The organism is Ectobacillus polymachus (genome assembly GCF_048159605.1).
Taxonomy (GTDB): Bacteria; Bacillota; Bacilli; order Bacillales; family Bacillaceae_G; genus Ectobacillus; species Ectobacillus polymachus.
Genome location: NZ_JBLREB010000001.1, coordinates 956,634 through 976,602, shown reverse-complemented (window position 1 = coordinate 976,602; position 19,969 = coordinate 956,634). Strand labels below are relative to the sequence as shown.

At 36.9% G+C, this 19,969-nt stretch carries 22 protein-coding genes and 1 riboswitch; of the genes, 17 read left to right on the top strand and 5 right to left on the bottom strand.

Annotated elements, in window-relative coordinates:
- Positions 1-42 precede the first annotated feature (42 nt).
- A riboswitch (cobalamin riboswitch) is annotated at positions 43-228 on the top strand.
- 123 nt (positions 229-351) lie between these two features.
- From ACM5BR_RS05020 to ACM5BR_RS04970, 11 genes are all read left to right on the top strand, one after another.
- Complete coding sequence (locus tag ACM5BR_RS05020) at positions 352-2,031, top strand: DUF4430 domain-containing protein (protein ID WP_416826426.1); 1,680 nt, start codon at positions 352-354, stop codon at positions 2,029-2,031.
- 48 nt (positions 2,032-2,079) lie between these two features.
- Positions 2,080-2,790: a DUF4430 domain-containing protein gene (locus tag ACM5BR_RS05015; protein ID WP_416826424.1), complete on the top strand. Its 711-nt coding sequence runs from the start codon at positions 2,080-2,082 to the stop codon at positions 2,788-2,790.
- Complete coding sequence (locus ACM5BR_RS05010) at positions 2,787-3,659, top strand: energy-coupling factor transporter transmembrane component T (RefSeq protein WP_416826422.1); 873 nt, start codon at positions 2,787-2,789, stop codon at positions 3,657-3,659. Before ACM5BR_RS05015 ends, ACM5BR_RS05010 begins: the two co-directional genes overlap by 4 nt.
- Positions 3,632-5,284 carry an ABC transporter ATP-binding protein gene (locus ACM5BR_RS05005; RefSeq protein ID WP_416826421.1) on the top strand — a complete coding sequence of 551 codons (1,653 nt, stop codon included), beginning with the start codon at positions 3,632-3,634 and terminating at the stop codon, positions 5,282-5,284. Before ACM5BR_RS05010 ends, ACM5BR_RS05005 begins: the two co-directional genes overlap by 28 nt.
- On the top strand, positions 5,254-5,967 hold the full coding sequence (locus ACM5BR_RS05000; RefSeq protein WP_416826419.1) for an ECF transporter S component: 714 nt from the start codon (positions 5,254-5,256) through the stop codon (positions 5,965-5,967). The genes ACM5BR_RS05005 and ACM5BR_RS05000 overlap by 31 nt, the downstream gene beginning before the upstream one ends.
- A 250-nt stretch (positions 5,968-6,217) precedes the next feature.
- Entirely contained in the window at positions 6,218-6,409 is a 192-nt protein-coding gene (locus ACM5BR_RS04995) for a hypothetical protein (protein WP_416826417.1), read from the top strand.
- Positions 6,410-6,592: 183 nt separating this feature from the next.
- Positions 6,593-7,486: an intracellular short-chain-length polyhydroxyalkanoate depolymerase gene (phaZ, locus tag ACM5BR_RS04990; protein WP_416826415.1), complete on the top strand. Its 894-nt coding sequence runs from the start codon at positions 6,593-6,595 to the stop codon at positions 7,484-7,486.
- 130 nt (positions 7,487-7,616) lie between these two features.
- Positions 7,617-7,808 carry a DUF378 domain-containing protein gene (locus ACM5BR_RS04985; RefSeq protein WP_416826414.1) on the top strand — a complete coding sequence of 64 codons (192 nt, stop codon included), beginning with the start codon at positions 7,617-7,619 and terminating at the stop codon, positions 7,806-7,808.
- A 299-nt stretch (positions 7,809-8,107) separates the two neighbouring features.
- A complete protein-coding gene (gene serC / locus ACM5BR_RS04980) occupies positions 8,108-9,187 on the top strand; it encodes a 3-phosphoserine/phosphohydroxythreonine transaminase (protein WP_416826412.1) in 1,080 nt (359 codons plus the stop codon).
- Positions 9,188-9,201: 14 nt separating this feature from the next.
- Positions 9,202-10,377: a phosphoglycerate dehydrogenase gene (locus ACM5BR_RS04975; protein ID WP_416826410.1), complete on the top strand. Its 1,176-nt coding sequence runs from the start codon at positions 9,202-9,204 to the stop codon at positions 10,375-10,377.
- Positions 10,378-10,550: 173 nt separating this feature from the next.
- Positions 10,551-10,799, top strand: coding sequence for a hypothetical protein (locus tag ACM5BR_RS04970; protein ID WP_416826408.1), 249 nt, complete (start codon positions 10,551-10,553; stop codon positions 10,797-10,799).
- A gap of 39 nt (positions 10,800-10,838) precedes the next feature.
- Here ACM5BR_RS04970 and ACM5BR_RS04965 read toward each other — a convergent pair whose 3' ends face one another.
- Entirely contained in the window at positions 10,839-11,141 is a 303-nt protein-coding gene (locus ACM5BR_RS04965) for a hypothetical protein (protein WP_416826406.1), read from the bottom strand.
- Positions 11,142-11,360: 219 nt separating this feature from the next.
- On the opposite strand from ACM5BR_RS04965, the gene ACM5BR_RS04960 reads away from it, so the two are divergent.
- A complete protein-coding gene (locus ACM5BR_RS04960) occupies positions 11,361-11,753 on the top strand; it encodes a cytosolic protein (protein WP_416826404.1) in 393 nt (130 codons plus the stop codon).
- A gap of 102 nt (positions 11,754-11,855) precedes the next feature.
- On the opposite strand, the gene ACM5BR_RS04955 is transcribed toward ACM5BR_RS04960, so the two are convergent.
- Positions 11,856-13,037 (bottom strand): LL-diaminopimelate aminotransferase, encoded by a 1,182-nt coding sequence (locus ACM5BR_RS04955; RefSeq protein ID WP_416826403.1) that lies wholly within the window; start codon positions 13,035-13,037, stop codon positions 11,856-11,858.
- Positions 13,038-13,298: 261 nt separating this feature from the next.
- Here ACM5BR_RS04955 and ACM5BR_RS04950 point away from each other — a divergent pair, with 261 nt between their 5' ends.
- A complete protein-coding gene (locus tag ACM5BR_RS04950) occupies positions 13,299-15,803 on the top strand; it encodes a U32 family peptidase (protein WP_416826401.1) in 2,505 nt (834 codons plus the stop codon).
- A gap of 225 nt (positions 15,804-16,028) precedes the next feature.
- Positions 16,029-16,214 (top strand): hypothetical protein, encoded by a 186-nt coding sequence (locus tag ACM5BR_RS04945; RefSeq protein WP_416826400.1) that lies wholly within the window; start codon positions 16,029-16,031, stop codon positions 16,212-16,214.
- Between the two features lie 107 nt (positions 16,215-16,321).
- On the opposite strand, the gene ACM5BR_RS04940 is transcribed toward ACM5BR_RS04945, so the two are convergent.
- Positions 16,322-16,642 carry a hypothetical protein gene (locus ACM5BR_RS04940; RefSeq protein WP_416826398.1) on the bottom strand — a complete coding sequence of 107 codons (321 nt, stop codon included), beginning with the start codon at positions 16,640-16,642 and terminating at the stop codon, positions 16,322-16,324.
- 300 nt (positions 16,643-16,942) lie between these two features.
- Between ACM5BR_RS04940 and ACM5BR_RS04935 the strand changes: the two genes are divergently transcribed.
- Positions 16,943-17,326, top strand: coding sequence for a thiol-disulfide oxidoreductase DCC family protein (locus tag ACM5BR_RS04935; RefSeq protein ID WP_416826396.1), 384 nt, complete (start codon positions 16,943-16,945; stop codon positions 17,324-17,326).
- A gap of 18 nt (positions 17,327-17,344) precedes the next feature.
- On the opposite strand, the gene ACM5BR_RS04930 is transcribed toward ACM5BR_RS04935, so the two are convergent.
- Complete coding sequence (locus tag ACM5BR_RS04930; protein ID WP_416826395.1) at positions 17,345-18,124, bottom strand: DUF1836 domain-containing protein; 780 nt, start codon at positions 18,122-18,124, stop codon at positions 17,345-17,347.
- 201 nt (positions 18,125-18,325) lie between these two features.
- Between ACM5BR_RS04930 and ACM5BR_RS04925 the strand changes: the two genes are divergently transcribed.
- Together ACM5BR_RS04925 and ACM5BR_RS04920 are read left to right on the top strand one after the other, a co-directional pair.
- Positions 18,326-18,742: a hypothetical protein gene (locus ACM5BR_RS04925; RefSeq protein WP_416826393.1), complete on the top strand. Its 417-nt coding sequence runs from the start codon at positions 18,326-18,328 to the stop codon at positions 18,740-18,742.
- Positions 18,730-19,035 carry a YxcD family protein gene (locus tag ACM5BR_RS04920; protein ID WP_416826391.1) on the top strand — a complete coding sequence of 102 codons (306 nt, stop codon included), beginning with the start codon at positions 18,730-18,732 and terminating at the stop codon, positions 19,033-19,035. Before ACM5BR_RS04925 ends, ACM5BR_RS04920 begins: the two co-directional genes overlap by 13 nt.
- A 209-nt stretch (positions 19,036-19,244) precedes the next feature.
- Here the strand turns inward: ACM5BR_RS04920 and ACM5BR_RS04915 are convergent, their stop codons facing one another.
- Positions 19,245-19,754: an acyl-CoA thioesterase gene (locus tag ACM5BR_RS04915; RefSeq protein ID WP_416826390.1), complete on the bottom strand. Its 510-nt coding sequence runs from the start codon at positions 19,752-19,754 to the stop codon at positions 19,245-19,247.
- Positions 19,755-19,969 lie beyond the last annotated feature (215 nt).

Here is a 19,969-nt window from a genome sequence, read left to right as displayed (position 1 = left end):
TATTATCGACAAATATTGAAATTTGTAGTAAAATTACATAGAATTTAAACTAGAACTATTGGTATATAATGACATTTCATTATGTTTAAAAGGGAAGTCGGTGAAAATCCGACACGGTCCCGCCACTGTAAGTGAAGAGAACTCGTGCAACATGCCACTGGTTATTGGGAAGGCGCACGATTTTAACGACTCACAAGTCAGGAGACCTGCCGATAGTATTCACAAACAAACCTACGAGGAATTAGGTGTTGTTGTGTAGACGGATGATTGAAAGAAGACGTATACGCACGCCCTTCCTAATGGAAGGGCGTTTTTTGCGTAGATAATAGGTAAGGGGGGAAATGGAGAAAAATGTTAAAAAAGAAAATTTCATTGTGTTTGATGATAGTTTTCATGGTTCTGTTATCATTTACAAATGGAGGTACGTTAGCATTCGCTGAAGGGAATCAAGCTACTTTGATTGTAGTGGGCGATTCACAGAAAAAGGTGATTCTATGTCCTACAGTTGTGAATATTGATCCAAATGAAAACGCATACGATATGCTGAAGAAAGCGCTTGGTGATAAAGTAACAGCAACAGCTAGTTCCTTTGATGGGAAGCCGTATGTAACTGGGATTGATGGGTTAAAAGAATTTGATGACGGGCAACAAAGTGGTTGGCTGTATGAAATTAATGGGAAATCTGCACAAGTTGGTGCATCTGATTACCTAGTAAAGAATAATGATGTAATTGCCTATCGTTATACGCTTGACTGGGGAAATGATTTACAAAAGCAATCGGTAAATGACAGTATAAAGGCGTTTGGAGGATGTACAAACCAATCATCATCAGGTTCTTCAGATTCATCTACGCAAGCACCGACGAAAGACCCAGGTCAATCTGTTGTTCCATCTTCTTTTGATGAGGCGTTGAATAAAGCAATCACATTTACCTTAAACAATGGAATTCAATCAGACTGGCAAGCTATTGCGCTCACTCGTGCGAAGAATGATGTATCTAGTGAAATGAAAAACAGTTACTTACAGCAGTTAACTGACCGGGTGCAAACAAGCGGTCGTTTAAAAGGTACATATTTAGCAAGTACAATATTGGCTATAAATGCTGTAGGCGGTGATGCAACGAATATTGCCGGCCAAAACTTAGTTTCAAAGCTTTATAATGATGCAAGTATTGGTGATATTTATTCCTATGCGTATGCTCTTCTTGCGTTAGATAGCAATGATTATACGATTCCAAACGATGCGTTATGGAACCAAGATAAGCTAATTTCTGCTATATTAAAAGCCCAAGTTACTCCTGGAAAATGGGCAGATGATCCCGATACGAATGCAATGGTATTAATGGCATTAGCTTCTCATAAGGATAATCCAGATGTTGCGAATGCTATTAAGCCAGCTGTGGATCTATTAAAAGGAATGCAATTGCCTGATGGCGGATTTCAATCTTTTAATAATGAGAATTCCAACAGTGCAGCTGTTGTTGTAACTGCACTTTCGATGCTCGGAATCGATCCAAATGGATCAGACTTTACTAAAACAAATTCTGCATTACAAAATTTAATTACCTTCCAGTTGTCTGATGGTGGATTTAAATGGGTATCTAGTGATACTGCAAATAATAGCATGTCATTTGATCAAGCATTCTATGCACTTGTTCAATATAAATATTTTCTTGATGGAAAAGGGTCTATTTTTCACTGGACAACCGCACCTACTACGCCAAGTAACCCAGGGAATAATCCTTCATCATCTACTGATCAGCCAAAATCTTCGGATGGTCAGCAGATAGAGCAAAAGCAAGGACAGCAAGAGGTACAGCAAGTACAGCAACAGCAAGGGCAACAAGCTGATTCAAAGGGAAATAATGAATCCGTACAGTCACAACAGGGACAGACTCCAGTTAATAACCAACCAAATAAAAAATTACCTGATACAGGATTAATCGGAAATGATTTTTGGGGTTCTATCATTGTTGGATTAATCTTTATCAGCGGGGCAATGTTAGCTTTAAGAAATAAAGTGATGAGATAGATTGGTAGGGGCTTTTTGCTCCTACCCTTTTTGAAAGGACGTGAACACATGAAATATGTAAAGATGCTATTTGTATGTTGCACCATGCTTACACTATTAGTTAGCTGTTCAACGCAACCAGCAAAGAATCAAAGTGCAGTTGCAAATACGCAACAAGCACAAGCCGGACAAAAACAAGATGACCAAAAACAACAACAAGCACAACAAGGACAACAAGAGGAGCAAAAGAAAGACGCAGCAAATCAGCAAGATGGATCCTCATCAAGCCAGCAGTCTTCAAATCAGCAAAGTAATGCATCATCGAATGCATCCGCCCCAGCAGCAGATGCAAAGCCAGCCCAAACACAATCTGGTCAATCTCAAGCTCAGTCACAATCCCAATCTCAACAAGTAGCGTCTGCACCTGCAGCTTCAAAATCTGAGCCAGCTCCACAAAAAAATGTTGCTACGCTTTCCATACGTTCAGATAACGGCATGTTCTTAAATACAACAGAAGTGGAACTTACAGGTAATGATACGGTTTATTCTGTTTTATCACGAACGGTAAAAAGTAAACATATCCAAATGGAATCAGAGGGAGCAGGTCCATCTGCTTATGTAATGGGAATTAATAATTTATATGAGAAAGATCGCGGTCCAAAAAGCGGTTGGATGTACCGTGTGAATGGAGCATATTTAAACGTTAGTGCAGGAGCAGCATCAGTAAAAAATGGAGATAAAATAGAGTGGGTATATACAACGAACGGAGAACAACCGTGAGGTCAGCATTTGCGTCTGTTCATCCTATCATTTCATTTTTGTATTATGTTGGAGTCATCATCTTATGTATGACGATGCTCCAACCTATCTTTTTATTATCAGCCATTTTGTTGCTCCTCTGTTTAAACATTGCGCATGGGAATGAGAAATCATTAAAAAGGTTGCTTCGTGCATCGCTAACTTTAGCATTGTTTATAGCAATTATGAATCCAATATTAACGCACAGAGGCAGTACAATGCTGTTTTATTTGTTTGATAATCCTGTAACGCTTGAGGCCATTGTGTATGGCATCATAATGGCGCTTTCCTTCTTTGCCATTGCACTCTCCTTTTCTTCGTATCAAACGATTATATCAAGTCATAAATTTTTGTACGTATTTTCGCGATTTTCTCCGAAAATTGCATTACTTACGATGATTGCGATTCGCTTCGTACCATTATTTATTCGTCGCTTGACACAAATTCAGCTTGTTCAAAAAACGAAAGGGATTCAGACAGAGAAAGGTTCCTTAAAAAGTAGGGCAAGTAGTGGGATGAAGCTTCTTTCTGTATTACTCGTATGTTCATTAGAAGAAGCCCTGCAAACGGCTGATTCCATGCAAGCACGTGGTTTTGGTACAAAAAAAAGAAGCACCTATATTCGTTATCACTTTGAGTACCGGGATTGGATCATAGCACTTGCTTTGCTCGTATGTTTTATAAGCTGCATGATTGCCATTAGCAACGGTCAAGGTGTCTTAATTGTTTATCCAAGACTACATAATATGTTTCAAATCGATTGGCTGGCTTATGCATCATTTCTATTATATATAAGTGTACCGTTATTGGTAGAAGGAAGGGAATGGGTTTGGTGGCACACGCACAATTAAAATCAGTAACATTTACATATGGGAATGAGGAGTATCCAGCGCTATCTTCCGTTTCATTAACCATTCCTGAAGGGCAATTTGTTGTGCTAGCAGGACGGTCTGGTTCTGGAAAAACGACGTTGCTTCATCATTTTAAAAAGGAGCTTCTTCCGATTGGTACACGTTCGGGTGAAATCTTGTATAATGGGGAGCCGCTTCTTCATCTACCTTCTGTTAACAGTGCTCAAGACATTGGTATTGTATTTCAAAATCCTGAAAATCAAATGGTAATGGATACAGTTATTCAAGAACTTGCTTTTTCACTAGAGAATTTAGGTTATGATTCAGCAGTTATTCAAAAAAGGATTGCCGAGCTAATCAGTTTTCTAGGATTTCAAGATTTGCTGCATGAGTCTGTTCATACTCTTTCCGGTGGTCAGAAGCAAATTGTGAATTTAGCTGCTGTACTTATTTTGCAGCCTAAGCTTCTCTTATTAGATGAGCCTACGGCGCAGTTAGATCCAGTAGCAGCGAAGGAATTTTTAACATTATTAAAACGTATTCATGAAGAACTTGGTATTACAATCATAATGAGTGAACATCGGCTTGATGAAGTCTTATCTCTTGCGGATCGCCTTGTATTTATGGAAAATGGTCATATTTTGTATGATGATCATCCAAATGAGGTTGTAAAGGAACTTTGGAAGCACGAATACTTCCGATGCTACATTCCGCAAATCCCTCGTCTATTTTTAGAATGGGGGACAGAACATCCGCCATTTACGGTTCATGAAGGGAAGAAAATACTACCGAGCTTTTACAGTGAAAATTGTACGAGTGTTGATGAATCACAAGAACAAGTTCAGCTTGAGGCAAAGCATGTTACATTTCAATATGAAAAAAATAGTGCCATGGTTTTACAAAATGTTTCTTTACAGGTACATAAAGGTGATTGGATTGGATTAGTTGGGAAGAATGGCACAGGTAAATCTACTTTTCTACAAGTATTAGCTGGGTTAGTAATACCTAGAAGAGGGAAAGTACGATGGGATGGAACTTCACTTCAAAAGATAGATGTATTGCAGCGCTATGAAGAGATTGGCTACGTATCGCAGCATCCATATTACCATTTCACGTTCGATACTGTTTGGAAAGAGTTGTTAAACCGTGCGAAGGATTGCAAGTATGAAAATCCTGAAATAGTAGTAGAGGAAATACTAGAGCAGTTTTCCATAAAAGAGACGAAGAATCGTCATCCTCATGATTGTAGTGGAGGAGAGCAGCAGCTAGTGGCAATTTGTCTTGCACTTCTCGCGAAGCCGCGCATGCTTCTTCTTGATGAACCGACTAAGGGGTTAGACCCTGAGAAAAAGGAAGTGTTAGGAAAGCATCTTGTTAAGCTAAAGCGCAGTGGAACAACAATTGTAATGGCAACACATGATATAGAATTTGCGGCGAAATATGTAAATCGATGTGTGATACTATTTGACGGTCAGCTTATAATGGAAGAGACACCACAACGCTTTTTTAGCGAGAATTTCTTTTACACGACATCAATAAATCGTCTAGTGCGAAAGCAAATGCCGTATGCTCTAACTTGGGAGGATGTGATAACATGCGAAAATCATCTTTCCTTGCAATCCTAGTATCTGCCTTAATGATTTTAGGGATTCTTGCTTTTAATTCCATGAATGATCGATACTACTTATGGATTAGTTTTTTATTTTTAATCCTTATTATGCTACCATTTTACATTCGATTTGAACGAAAGGCGTTTGCGTCACGAGAGGTTGTATTACTATCTGTATTGGCTGCTATTGCGGCAGTAAGCCGTGTGCCTTTTAGTATGTTACCGAGTGTTCAGCCAACATCCTTTGTCATCATAGTCTCAGCTATCGTATTTGGCGGAGAATCCGGCTTTTTAATTGGAGCAACAGCTGCTATTGTCTCTAATGTATTTTTAGGACAAGGACCGTGGACACCGTGGCAAATGGTATGCTGGGGATTGATGGGACTATTTGCAGGACTACTACGTAATACATTTCTCATGAAAAAGGTATGGGGACGAATGATCTATGGCGGTATAGCAGGCTTTGTTTTCGGATGGATTATGAATATTTGGGTAATTCTTGGCTTTACGGATAGTATCACGTGGTCTACAGTGATAGGGGTATATATCTCCAGCTTTTACTTTGATTTAGCGCACGCACTCTCCAATATATTTTTCCTTGGACTATTCAGTACCGAGTGGATTAAAATATTGACGAGATTTAAAGGAAAGTATGGGATGCTCCAAGAATCACAGGCTGCCATAAAACTGAAACAATAACATAATAAAGAAATAAGAGGACCGAAGTTCTTTAGGATATGTAAATCCTGATATACTTCAGTCCTTTTTGTTATTTCTGTATAACTTATCGCAGGAATATAACAACCGTAAGATTGAAACATCTGGGTAAGCTAGTTTTTTACTGAAGCGCAGACAATTGCCATATTAGATAAGGGCAATCATCTTTCATGTCATGAATTTCATCAATTCGCTCATACTAGAAGTGAAACCTAGGAAGGGAGGAATTTGGATGCAAAAAAACGCTAGAGGATACGTGCAAGATTCTTGCGAAGCGCTAAACAATGCAGCTTCATGCTTACAAGATGCACTGCAAACAGTTGAGAAAACGCATAATCGCCAGCGGATTGAATCTTCTTTACAGGCGGTGCAGAGCGCAATCTCCCAATGTATAAGTACGGAACAAGCTCTTTCACAAGAATAGTAAAGGTCCATAAGGCGAAATAGGTATCATTGTTAAGGGTACCTATTTCGTCTGAACGTCTTATTGATCGTTTTTTTATGTATCTAAGCTATTCCTCAATATATAGTTCAAATGTAACTATACATAATACCATTTTATGGTATTATTAATCTTAAGCGCTTTCAATTATGAGGAGGGATACGAATGACGTTAGATGTTTCCTTACAAACGGTTACATTACCTAATGGAGAAACCATTTCTTATCGCGAGGCAGGATCCGGTAAGAAGGTTATTATTCTGATTCATGGCAATATGTCATCCTCTAAGCATTGGGATGTTGTTATGGAAAGATTGCAAGATTCCTATAAACTGTTTGCGATTGATCTTAGAGGATTTGGCTTTTCTTCGTACAATGAACCAATTGAATCACTGCGCGATTTTTCAGAAGACCTCCTCCAATTTGTAAAACAAGTAGGCATTCGTTCCTTTTCCTTAGTTGGTTGGTCAACGGGTGGCGGCGTGTCCATGCAATTTGCAAGTAATTACCCTCAATTTGTTGAACAGCTAATTTTAATCGAATCTGTTGGGATAAAGGGATATCCGATATTAAAAAAAGATGAGCTGGGTCAGCCAATAGCCGGACAGTTTCTCTCTTCAAAAGAGGAAATTGCAAAGGACCCTATACAGGTTCTTCCTGTCCTAAAGGCGCTTGAAAAACGAGATAAAGAGTTTTACCGTATGCTGTGGAATCATCTTATTTATACACAGAATCAACCCAATAATGAAAAATACGATGAATATATAGAGGACATGTTTACACAGCGAAATCTGGTTGATGTAGATTATGCACTTGTCACATTTAATATATCGAATGAAACAAATGGAGTAACAAACGGTACTGGCGAAATCTATCAAATTACAGCACCAACTCTAGTATTACAAGGGGATCGAGATTATGTAGTACCGCAAGCAATGGGCGAAGAGATTGCAAATACAATTCAACAAGCAAAATTTGTACTTCTTCGTAATTGCGGACATTCACCGCTTGTAGATTGCTTAGAAGAATTAATTCAACATATAAAGGCATTCATAAGCTAAAACAATTTTCGTAGAGTAATCATTATGTAAAAAGTAAAAAAATTATAGACCGCGGAGATAGCAAGGAATGATAAAGCATATATTGGTAATGTAAGGGGTTTCAAAACAGAATTCATCAGGAGGTGACAACATGAAATTTCTGTCTTGTCTCACTGGTTTTCTTGTTTTCGTCGGGGCATTGAATTGGCTATTTGTTGCTCTTCAGTTTAATGTAGTTGAAAAACTATTTGGTTCCGTACCAGTCCTTGTAACGACGATTTATTGGCTCGTGGGTCTATCAGCCATCTATCAATTATTTGTTTATTTTTCTAAACATAATTAGCTATTATATGATTCTTCCTATTAATGAGAAGGAAAGAGACCGTATTAGGTCTCTTTCCTTTTTTATTCTATAATAATTATAAATTTAGATATATTGTGATGAAGATTTTTGAAGTGCTAGGCTTTATTACTATAAATATGTTAAAATCTGTTACAAATTGTACTACGGTTGATAACGGTTCCAAGACGTTTTAGTAAAATAGTGATGAATGCGTTGACCAACATAGGCAACATGAGTTATAATTCAGAAAGTTTAAATTTTATAAATTATTGTTCTTATAAAAAAGGGGAGAGAACAGGATGGAGAGAGTGTTCAATTTTTCTGCAGGACCTTCAATGCTTCCATTGCCAGTTTTAGAGAAGGCAAAGGCTGAGCTAACTACATACAAGGATACTGGAATGTCAGTGATGGAGATGAGCCATCGTTCTGCTGCATTTGAAGACATAATAACGAGTGCAGAAAAACTTTTGCGTGAATTAATGAACATACCAGATCAGTATAAAGTGTTATTTTTACAAGGGGGAGCATCGACACAATTTGCGATGGTGCCTCTAAATTTGTTTAAAAACAAAAAAGCAGATTATGTGATTACAGGATCATGGTCAAAAAAAGCAGCTGCTGAAGCGAAAAAGTACGGAGATGTTTCTATCATTGCATCTTCAGAGGAAAGTAAGTTTACATATATTCCTCAAGTAACACCGGATATGATTAATAAAGATGCAGATTATGTTCATATTACTACCAATAATACAATCGAAGGAACGAAATTTCCGTTTACTCCAGAAACAGGAGATATTCCTCTCGTAGCAGATATGTCATCAAATATTTTATCTGAGCCTTATGATATTTCTAAATTTGGCGTAATCTATGCTGGAGCTCAAAAGAATATTGCGCCTGCTGGTGTTACAGTCGTTATTATTCGCGAAGATCTACTAGGAAATGCATCCGATATCTGCCCTACTATGCTAGATTATAATATTCATGCTAAAAATAATTCTTTATACAATACACCTCCTGCTTATAGTATTTATATTGCAAAATTAGTGTTTGAATGGTTAAAAGAATTAGGCGGTGTTTCCGCAATAGCCGAAATCAATAATAAGAAGGCAAACATTCTATATGATTTCTTAGATGAATCGAAGCTATTTACATCACCTGTATCACCTGAAAGTCGTTCTATCATGAATATTCCATTTGTAACTCCTTCAGCAGAGCTTGATGCTGCATTTATTAAAGGAGCAACAGCACGAGGTCTTCAAACATTAAAAGGTCACCGTTCTGTAGGAGGAATGCGTGCAAGTATTTACAATGCGATGCCGGTTGAAGGCGTAGAAAAGCTTGTACAGTATATGAAAGAATTTGAAGCAAACAATCGATAGGGGGATGATTCATTTTGTTTACAGTTCAAACGCTAAATAATATTGCACAGAATGGGTTAGAGCAGTTACCAAAGGACAATTATACGATTACAAACGAAGCAGAATTACCGGATGGTATCCTTGTCCGCAGTTTTAACATGCATGAATTAGAATTGCCAAGTACATTAAAAGCAATTGCTAGAGCTGGAGCTGGAGTAAACAACATACCTGTAGACAAATGTACGGAAAAGGGTATCGTTGTATTTAATACACCAGGCGCAAATGCAAATGCGGTAAAAGAATTAATACTTGGTTTCTTGTTTGCTTCTTCACGGAATATGATTGAAGGTGTTGCTTGGGCAAAATCATTGCAAGGTCAAGATGGAATTCCAAAGCTAGTAGAAGCAGGTAAGAAGAAGTTTGTTGGAACTGAAATTAAAGGCAAACGTCTTGGAATTATTGGACTTGGTGCAATTGGTGGATTGGTTGCAAATGATGCTTTAGCATTAGATATGGAAGTAATGGGATTTGATCCATATGTATCTGTTGAAACTGCTTGGAGATTATCTCGTCAAGTACAACGTGCTACTAGTATAGATCAAATATTCTCAACATGTGATTATATTACTATTCATGTTCCATTACTAGATTCTACAAGAGGAATGTTAGATGAAAATGCCTTCCAAATGATGAAAAAAGGTGTTCGTATTTTTAACTTCTCTCGCGGTGAACTCGTAAATGAAGATGCGTTAGAGAAAGCAATTCAAGAAGGTATTGTAGCAAAATATATAACTGATTTTCCTAATGAACGTGTTATAAATATGGACAATGTTATTCCTGTTCCTCATCTTGGAGCATCTACGGTTGAATCTGAAGAAAATTGTGCGATAATGGCTGCTCGTGAGTTAAAGGATTATTTAGAAACAGGGAACATACGGAACTCTGTTAACTATCCGAATACCGTTTTACCATTCGTAGGTAAAAAGCGGATTACTGTATTACACCAAAACGTACCGAACATGGTTGGTAGAATGTCTGCTGCATTAGCAGAACACAATATTAACATTGCCGACATGGTAAATAGAAGTAAGGGTACTTATGCATATACAATTATCGATGTTGATAATGGCTTTGATAGCAATATTAAGGCCGGTATTGAAGAAAAAATCAAAAGCATTCCAGGTGTTGCTGCAGTTCGTATTATTAGATAATGATTCGTACTTCCTTCAGAAAGGGCCGTTATATGAATATATAACGGTCCTTTCTTTGTATATGTGAATATGCTAGCTTAGTAGATAAATAGTATCTATTAGTCTTTATTGAGTTTCCTAAGTATACATGCTTGCATGTACAATAGTAGTATCAAGGGGAAAGGAATTTGTGTATGAACGGTATTTCATTTTCAGAGTGGATCGTGCAAGATTTAGAAAAGCAAGGCTATGTTGGTGCTGACTTAATCGGTAGACAAAATGAAATTCTTTTTTATTTTCCAGAATCACTTCAGCAACTTGCTGAGGAAGCGAGGTTTAATCCTTCTGCTAAACGTCCATTGCTTCTTTATATACAATCGTTAAGGGATCCAGAGGTACAAATGAAAAGAGATGTACTTACAAGGTTTTTACATGAAGCCTGAAAACTGAATAAAGGACGCATTTTGCGTCCTTTATTCGTTTCAGTGGCCTCCTTGAACAGATAAACCATAGGCAAGGGTTTCGTTTTTCGTATAGAGCCGAAATCCTGTCTTATACTCAATGTGTAGCTCTGGGCCTATGCATTCTTTGGCATAGGAATTACATTGAAGAAATAATCCTTCCTTTTCAAAAATGATATCATTCGTATGTATTTCATCTTGAATCAATTCAAGGTAGGCAGTGGCACTGCAACTGCATGATGGAAGGATACGGATTGTAATAACTGCTGGGGTGCCATATGAACGAAGCATTGTTTCTGCTTTCTCTGTTAGGATTACATGCATATATTCACCTTCTTTGCTTTATAATAGTAGAGCATGTCTTCTGCCATAATTAGTTTACTATATGGAGGATATAACAGGAATAAAAAAGCTTGTATGAATCTGCAAGAAAGCCTAGAAATCTTTTGCAGGATTTAAGTATGAATCTTTGCTTTTTTTCTTTTTGTGAAATTTGGTAACATCTGTTATGCTAGGTACATACATAATTTGGAGGTGATTGGAATGAAATCTTTTACTGTGCATTTTCATAGTGAAGATCAAGTACAAGACATGCAAGTAGATAAGCTGAGTGAAGACGACTTTAACCTTGCAACTGCAGGAGGAACTCGTCATCTTTTTGAGTTAGATACGAATGTTGGCTTTTTCGTATATTTTGATGCGGTTGACAGCGAAGGGAAAGAATCCTATCTTGTTCTTCAATATGAAGAAGACAATGAAGATGCTAGCGCATGCTACTCTTTCTCCTTACAAGATTTTTATGAATTCTCTGCTTTGTATTTGAATGACTTAGACTTTGATGAAACAGAAGACGACGAAGATAGCTATGGACCATTGCATCACCTCGCACATCTTATGTTTCATATCGTTGAAGAAGCAAAAACGGTTGAAGTATAAAAAAGTTGCTAAGCGGAAGCTTCTAAGGTCCGTTTTTAGGTACCATCGCATAAATGACACCAAAAGACGTGCAAGCTGTTAACAGTTTGCACGTCTTTTCTTTTATGCCTTGACGGATGTTAAAATATTACTTTTATCTATTCTTTCCACAACCTGTTTCATAACCTCTTCGTTTTCTACGAGAGCTATACGCACATAGCCTTCTCCTGAAGGACCAAAAGCTTGGCCTGGAACAACAACAACTCCTGCTTGGTCTACGAGGGCATATGCAAACTCGGTAGAAGTCCATCCACTTGGTATTTTTGCCCATATAAACATACTGCCAGATGGCTTCTGTATGTTCCAGCCAATGCGACCAAGACCATCTATAAGTACATCTCTACGCTTCTGATAGATACTGCGACTTTGTTCACAGAAGGAGCTGCCATGTAAGAGAGCGGCTGCCGCTGCTTTTTGAATTGGGAGAAATACACCATAATCTATATTTGATTTGAACTGATTAATCGCTTTAATAATCTCTTTATTACCAGCTACGTAACCAATTCGACATCCGGCTAGATTAAAACTTTTTGATAAAGAATTGATTTCAATCCCTACATCCTTTGCACCTTCAACTGATAGAAAGCTAGTCGGTTTCTTTCCATCGAAATATAATTCACCGTAAGCAAAATCATGCACAATAATAATATCGTATTTCTTTGCAAAAGAAATAGCTTCCTTGAAAAATGCTTCATCTGCAAATGCAGATACAGGATTGCCTGGAAAGTTTAAAAGCATTAGCTTGGACTTTTGTGCAACATCTTCAGATATAGAGCTAAAGTCCGGTAAAAAATTCTTTTCTTTACGTAGTGGCATTAAATAAGGAATCGCATCTGCCATTGCGATCCCAGTCGCATAGGCTGTGTATCCAGGATCTGGAACAAGAATGTAATCACCTGGATTCGCAAAAATCATTGGAATATGTACAAGGCCGTCTTGAGAACCCATCATAAGACAGATTTCTTTATCTGTACAAAGGGAAGTGTGAAAATGAGCGTGATAATATGATGCGACAGCCTCATGAAATTCCTTTGTGCCGGTCATTGTATATCGATAGCTTCCATGCTCACCAGCTGCTTGTTCTAGAATATTTATTACAAACTGCGGGGGAGCTAAATCAGGACTGCCAATACTTAAATCAATCATATTATAGCCTTGTTTTATTTTCTTCTTTTTATAGGTATCAAATTCACTAAATACTGAAGGCTGAAATGCTTGCATTCGCGTAGATAAAGATACTTTCATAGATGAAACGCTCCTCTATTCCTATGTAATATTCCTATTTTATCACAGTTAACTCGTTGAAATAAGAATATTTGGTACAGAATGGATTATTGAAAGCGATTTCTAGCTTTTATTCTTTAAAAAATGAAGGATTAAGCTGAAATGACAAGAACGAAATGATAAAATATTTAAGTGTGTATTTATCCTGGGGAAGAAAGACAACTTTAAGGCAGGATAGTAAGAAATGAATAACTCTATGGTAAGTAGGAAGGATTGAGACGTTTGAAACGTATTACGAGAGATACAATTGAATTGCTTGCACCAGCAGGGAATTGGGAATGTTTACGGGCAGCTGTTGCAAATGGTGCAGATGCTGTATTTTTTGGAGTAGAAAAATTTAATGCGCGGGTTCGGGCAAAAAACTTTCAAATGGAAGAGTTGCCTGACATCATGGCATATTTGCATAAATATAATGTACGAGGTTATGTAACACTTAATATTTTAATTTTTGAAGATGAATTGAACGATGCGAAAATGTTAGTAGAAGCGTGTATAGATGCTGGTGTAGATGCATTGATTGTGCAGGATGTAGGACTTGTCCAACTCATTCGAGAAATTTCACCTGATTTTCCGATTCATGGATCAACACAAATGACGATCACTTCACCTGAGGCAATTGAGTTTTTTAATCCTTACGATTTAGAAGTGGTAGTTCTTGGCCGTGAAAATAATTTAAAGCAAATTAAAACGATAGCAAATAAAACAACCATGCCCCTAGAAGTTTTCGTTCATGGAGCGCTTTGTGTATCCTATTCAGGCCAATGTCTAACATCGGAAATGTGGGGAGGCCGGTCAGCAAATCGCGGTGAGTGCGCACAGGCATGTCGTTTGCCATACGATCTTATGGTAGATGGACAAAAGAAAGAGATGGGCAATATTGCTTATGTACTTTCTCCTAAGGATTTAGCAGCTATAGATATTATTCCAGAAATGATTGAAGCTGGTGTTTCTTCATTTAAAATCGAAGGACGTTTAAAATCACCTGAATATGTTGCGAATGTTGTGAGTAAATATCGGAATGCAATTGATGAATATATTGCTGGTAAAGAGTATCACCCGTCAAAAGAAGAAATACGTGAGCTTGAGCAAAGTTTTAGTAGAGGTTTTACACACGGCTTTTTAGAAGGTACGAATAATAAAAAATTACTTGATGGAACGTATCCGAAAAGTCGTGGCGTATATCTTGGAACGGTTCGGAAGGTATTAAAAGATGCCGTAGTATGTAACTTGGAAGCCCCGCTTAAGCGCGGAGATGGCATTGTATTTGATGCAGGGCGCCCTGAAGAAAAAGAAGAGGGTGGAAGAGTATATGATTTACGTAAAAATGGTCGAAAAATAGAAGGTCAAGCTGAAAATGGACTCGTTGAAATTGTACCTGGTCGTTCAAATGTTAATTTAACAAAAGTACATGTAGGCGATCGAATTTGGAAGACGAGTGACCAAGAGCTTTCTAGACAATTACAGAAAACGTTCGAGGAAGAAAGGGCTCATCGATTGTTTCCTGTTTCCGTACAGGCTTATGGAAAATCAGGTCAGCCTCTTATATCTGTATGGCATGATCGAAAGACGGATAATCGTGTAACAATTCAATCACAAGAAATGATGCAAGATGCAAGAAAGCATCCGCTAACCGAAGAGTATTTGGGGGATCAATGGGGACGACTTGGCGGAACGATTTTTGAACTTGAGGATATTCAATTAAATGTTAGCAGTGAAGTAATGCTACCAGTGAAGGAACTAAATCGTATGCGACGAGAAGCAGTAGAAAAGCTACTAGAGCTTCGCATGGCACCGCCTGTATACAAAAAGACAAATGTAGAAATTTCACCAGTGAAACAATTGTCTCCTGCCAATTTAGAGCCGCAGCTTATTGCGCTATGTAGAACAATTGAGCAGATAGAATCTGCAGCCCAAACGGATATAGACTACTTATATGCAGACTTCGAGTTCACTACTGATTATCCGCAAGCTGTTCAAATTGCACATGAATTTGGTAAAAAAATTGCACTCGCAACACCAAGAATTCACATGCCTTTAGAAAATGGAATATTAAACAGTATAGTAAGAGCAAACCCTGACGGTATTCTTGTTCGCAGTTTAGGTGCATTACAATATTATAAAGGCAAGGATATTCCGCTTATTGGAGACTTTTCACTTAATATTGCAAACCATAGAGCAGTTTCTGCCTTCTTAAATCATGGATTAACTCGTATTACACCGTCCTATGACTTAAATATTCAACAGATGATGGATATGCTCTCTGCATCGGACAGTGATAAACTTGAACTTGTAATTCATCAGCATTTACCTATGTTCCATACCGAGCATTGTGTATATTGTACGTTTTTAAGTGAAGGTACTGACTTTACGAACTGTGGCCGTCCTTGTGAGAAGCATCGTATATCCCTTCAGGACAGAATTGGTATGAAACATCCTGTACGTGTTGATGTGGGATGCCGCAACACTGTTTATAATGCAATTGAACAATCAGGTGCAGAATATATTTCCCACTTTTTAGAAGAAGGTGTAGGTCATTTCCGGATTGAGTTTTTAGAGGAGGATGGCAAGGAAGTACGCAAGGTTATTCAATTATATCGTGAAGCACTTAACGGACAGCGCAGTGGAACAAGTGTATGGAGAGCACTTAAAGCAACAAATCAGCTTGGCGTAACACGCGGCCAGCTTGTAAAAAAGGAAAATGTTACTCGTACGACAAATAAAAAGTAGGTCTTGTAGGGAGTTGTACAAACAAAATTCCTACTAAAAAAGAGAATCAGCAAAACCTCATCTCATAATAAGAGGTGGGGTTTTGCTACAATGCAATTAATAATTTCACATACCGTAATGGTAAATAAAATAAAACACAAGTTCATTGTTACTACTACATAGTGTAAAATAAATGTATGATCTGAAATGAATCACTGCTAGAGAAATGAATAGAGGGGGAGTACATTGGTTAGTTATGGTCGATTTCATTGCTGCGCAACATGTATCCATTTTCGAGCAGAAAAACGTGAAGAAAAAACGTCTTATACTTGTGCTAGACTGCAATATGAAACGAAACCAACCTATCAATTTCATTGTTGGCAACCTAAAGCACATGTTCAAAAACTAATAGATAAAGAAAATCAGAAATAAAATTTAGTTATTTTTTTGGCAGTCAAAAAAGGTCGGCTTCTACAAAGAAACCAACCTTTTACGAGAGTAACATAGATTACAGAATAGCTTTCATATTTACTATCTGATCATTCGGAAATGATTTCATACTCATCATCTTCAAGAAGAAGAATCATCGTTTGTTTCCCCTTATGTTTCACTTCAATAACATCAAACGCACCAAGGCTACGCAATTTACTTGCTGATGCATTTACGATTCCTTCTATCGAATCAATGAGAATATCTTCCTCTATGTATGAATCAGGTAAAGACATGTCTTCTGTATCAAGAATACATGTATACAAATTCTGTAGCATTTCATTATTTGGATTTTGTTCTTCATCAACAATAACATGTTTTACATTAGCGAGCTGATTTTCTATCGGTTGATAAACACGTATTTTCGTCATATTAAATCTCCTTTAAAATAATTGTAAGTATAGGGGTGGATAAGTTTATTTGATAAAATTATACATCATCCTCTCTTATTATACATAGTTTTTGCATCCTAGTGACAAAGATATTCGGTATCTGACATGTATCATCTAACAAAATGTTCTCACTAATTGTCTTTTTCTGCGCTTGCCTAGGAAATAAAAGGTTTTTATTTCCTAAGTATAATCATTCCCGTAACGAGACAAACGTTTTATTATGCTACTTAGTTATCCTTAAGGAAAAAATGAGTATATATAAATAAAGAAGGTGAATGGATGGCAATCATATTATATGATGGCAGTTGTGGGTTTTGTAATCGAAGTGTTATGTTTATTATCAAACACGATAAAGATGAAACGTTTAAATTTGCTTCTTTGCAAGGTGAAATAGGGAAAAAGCTGTTCATGCATTATGATATTCAAGCAAATGTGGACAGTGTCATCTTAATCGAAGATAAGTTGGTGTATTCGAAGTCAACTGCTGTTCTAAAAATATGTAAGCATCTACATGGTATGTATCGCTGGTTATATATGTTTGTCATCATCCCTGCGCCGATTCGTAACTATATTTACGATTTTGTTGCAGCACATCGCTATCAATGGACTAGAAATAGCTGCGTGATCCCATCTCAAGAAATGAGGAAAAGATTCTTAGATTAAGTAATATACAGCGACTCTTCAGTTTATAGATGTATCTTCAAGGTTTTGAAGAAATAAGGTTGCTGATAAATAACGTTTTGCCATCATTTGAAAATAGGCCGTGTGTACGGAGAGAGAGGCGATTACAATTACATTTGTAATTGCTTCTTGTTGTTTCTTTGTTGCATGATGAAAAGTATATGCAAGATCTTTCGCTTTTTTTTCGATGGCTATCTCAATTCTTTGAATGGCAGTATCATAATTTTCGTTTTTATATAAATAAGAATAATTTGTATTTAATTCTTCAAATACCGATGAGTAGGCTGAATATAATTGTACGGGATTTATCAGGTCATCCTCCTGATCGGCAGGATCATTTACAATAAGCTGCAGTAGTTTTCGAATAGAATCAAAGTCTAGTGCTGTCTTTAAATCCTCTACAATAAATAATAGGGCTGATTGCTCTATTGAATATTTTTTCCCTTTTTGCGGGGAGCCAATCATATCTTTGATGTCGCGTTTCACCCAGTTTTGAATAGCTGTAATAGAAAAAGATGTATTTTCAATTTGATTACCAAGGGCAGCTATCTCGTTTAAAGAAAATCCAGTATCCTTGCTATCATATTTCATTATTTTTTCAAAAATTGGTGGAATAGAATCTATTTCTATTGTTTTTTGTAATGATTCCATATTTTGCTGTAACATAGGGGTTTTTCTCCAAGCATCTTGTAGGATAGCGAGAGGCGACTTCGAATGCCATCCTTTTAATGAGAGAAGGAGGTGAGCCATCTCTTTTCTAGTGAGGTGAAAAGCTTTCATATATGCGATCCTCCATTGAAGTAAGTTCTAATGAACATATATTATTCTTTGCTTACTATAATGTCAATGTATCTATATTTGTTACAAGAGAAAAAATATTTCCCTTGCAAAAACAGGATTAAGTTCATACAATAGGTTCATAAGAACTTGAAAATTAGATTTCATCAATATTAAATTCCTAAGGTAAAAGGGGACAAGGGTATGAAGAAAAAAATAATTGCAATTCTAACTGCATTTGCATTCATTTTCGCTACATTTAGTTTTACATCTTCTAATGTGGCAGAAGCAAAAGGATATTCATCAGGAAAAGGATCCTATTCACCTAGTAAAAATCAAACAGTTAACAGAAGTCAAAACTCTAGTACACAGCAATCAAACCAAGCGAAATCAACGAATACAACTCCTACTTCTAACAAGGGAGGTTTCATGAAGGGAATTCTACTTGGTGGACTTGGAGGCTTTCTTATGGGAAGTTTATTCTCTCATTTAGGACCAGTTGGGACGGGGTTAGCTCTACTTGTTAATCTGTTATTGTTTGCAGGGGTTATTATGCTAATGGTTAACTTATTTAAAGCTTATCAAAAACGACGTAAGGAACAAGAAGCATGGAAACGATAAAAATTTCAGAACAGGAAATAATAAATGCAATTTGTGTTTATATTGCAGATAAAAGGCACATTTCAGCGCAAGATGTAATCGTAGAACTTATGTATGATGATGAATACGGGTACTCAGCTGAAATAGAAGTAAATGGGCGCTCGCAAATACTGATTCAGGCTAACATAATGGAAGCTCTGCGTATGTGGCTTGATGAACGTGGTGTTGATCCATTTGCTGCTCGCTTGCAGCTTGTACTTGAAGATGCAGAAGGTATAATTGCTTTAGCAAGTTTTCATAATGAACCCATGTAAGAAGGAAAAATCGTTGTACTTTTCTTTCAGAATAAAAAATAGCAATGCATATGCATTGCTATTTTTTATTCTCATTTATGCCGTCCAATGTTAGAGAAAATTTATGAAGCCTAAAGTAGGGGGCTACCTGGCGTAATAAATATAAGGGTTGTTTAGCCTACATTCGGACAGAATGAATCACTGAGGAAAAATTCAATAGACAAGGATAATTACCATGGTTTTTGGACATTGATGTATTCAGCTAATTTCTTACTATGCAGTCTGTTTTCTTTCCGTCTCTTTGCGCGTTCTTCTGCTGTATCATGTAAGAATTTTTCTTCCTCTGTTTCAGGAACAACAGTTGGAACTTCAGCAGGTTTTCCGTTCTCATCAATTGCTACAAAAGTAAGAAAACTAGTAGCTGCAATTTTTCTTTCGCTAGTAATAAGATTTTCAGCTGTGATTTTCACAAATACTTCCATTGATGTTCTGCCTGTCCATGTTACGTATGCTTCTAGGCAAACTGCATCGGCCTTTGTAATCGGACATAAGAAGTCAACAGAGTCAGTAGATGCTGTAACAGTAGTGTGTCTACAATGTCTAGATGCTGCAATAGATGCAACGTCGTCGATCCAGCTCATTAAGCGTCCACCAAATAATGTATTATGACTATTCGTATCATTTGGAAATACGCGACTTGTTTTTATCGATTTACTTTCTTTACAAAATTTTGTTTTCATTTTAAATACACCTCAATATCTTATAGTGTAATGCGATGACATTGTACTACTTTTCTTCAATAAAGTGTTTCAAAAACTATTTGAATAAATACCTTGTGAAAAATACTGTACTCACACTATTTATATATTATTAGTTATACTGATATAAGTCTACTATTTTGATTGTATAAAAATATTCAGAAAGTAATTGAAAACGGATACAAACAAGTAGTTAT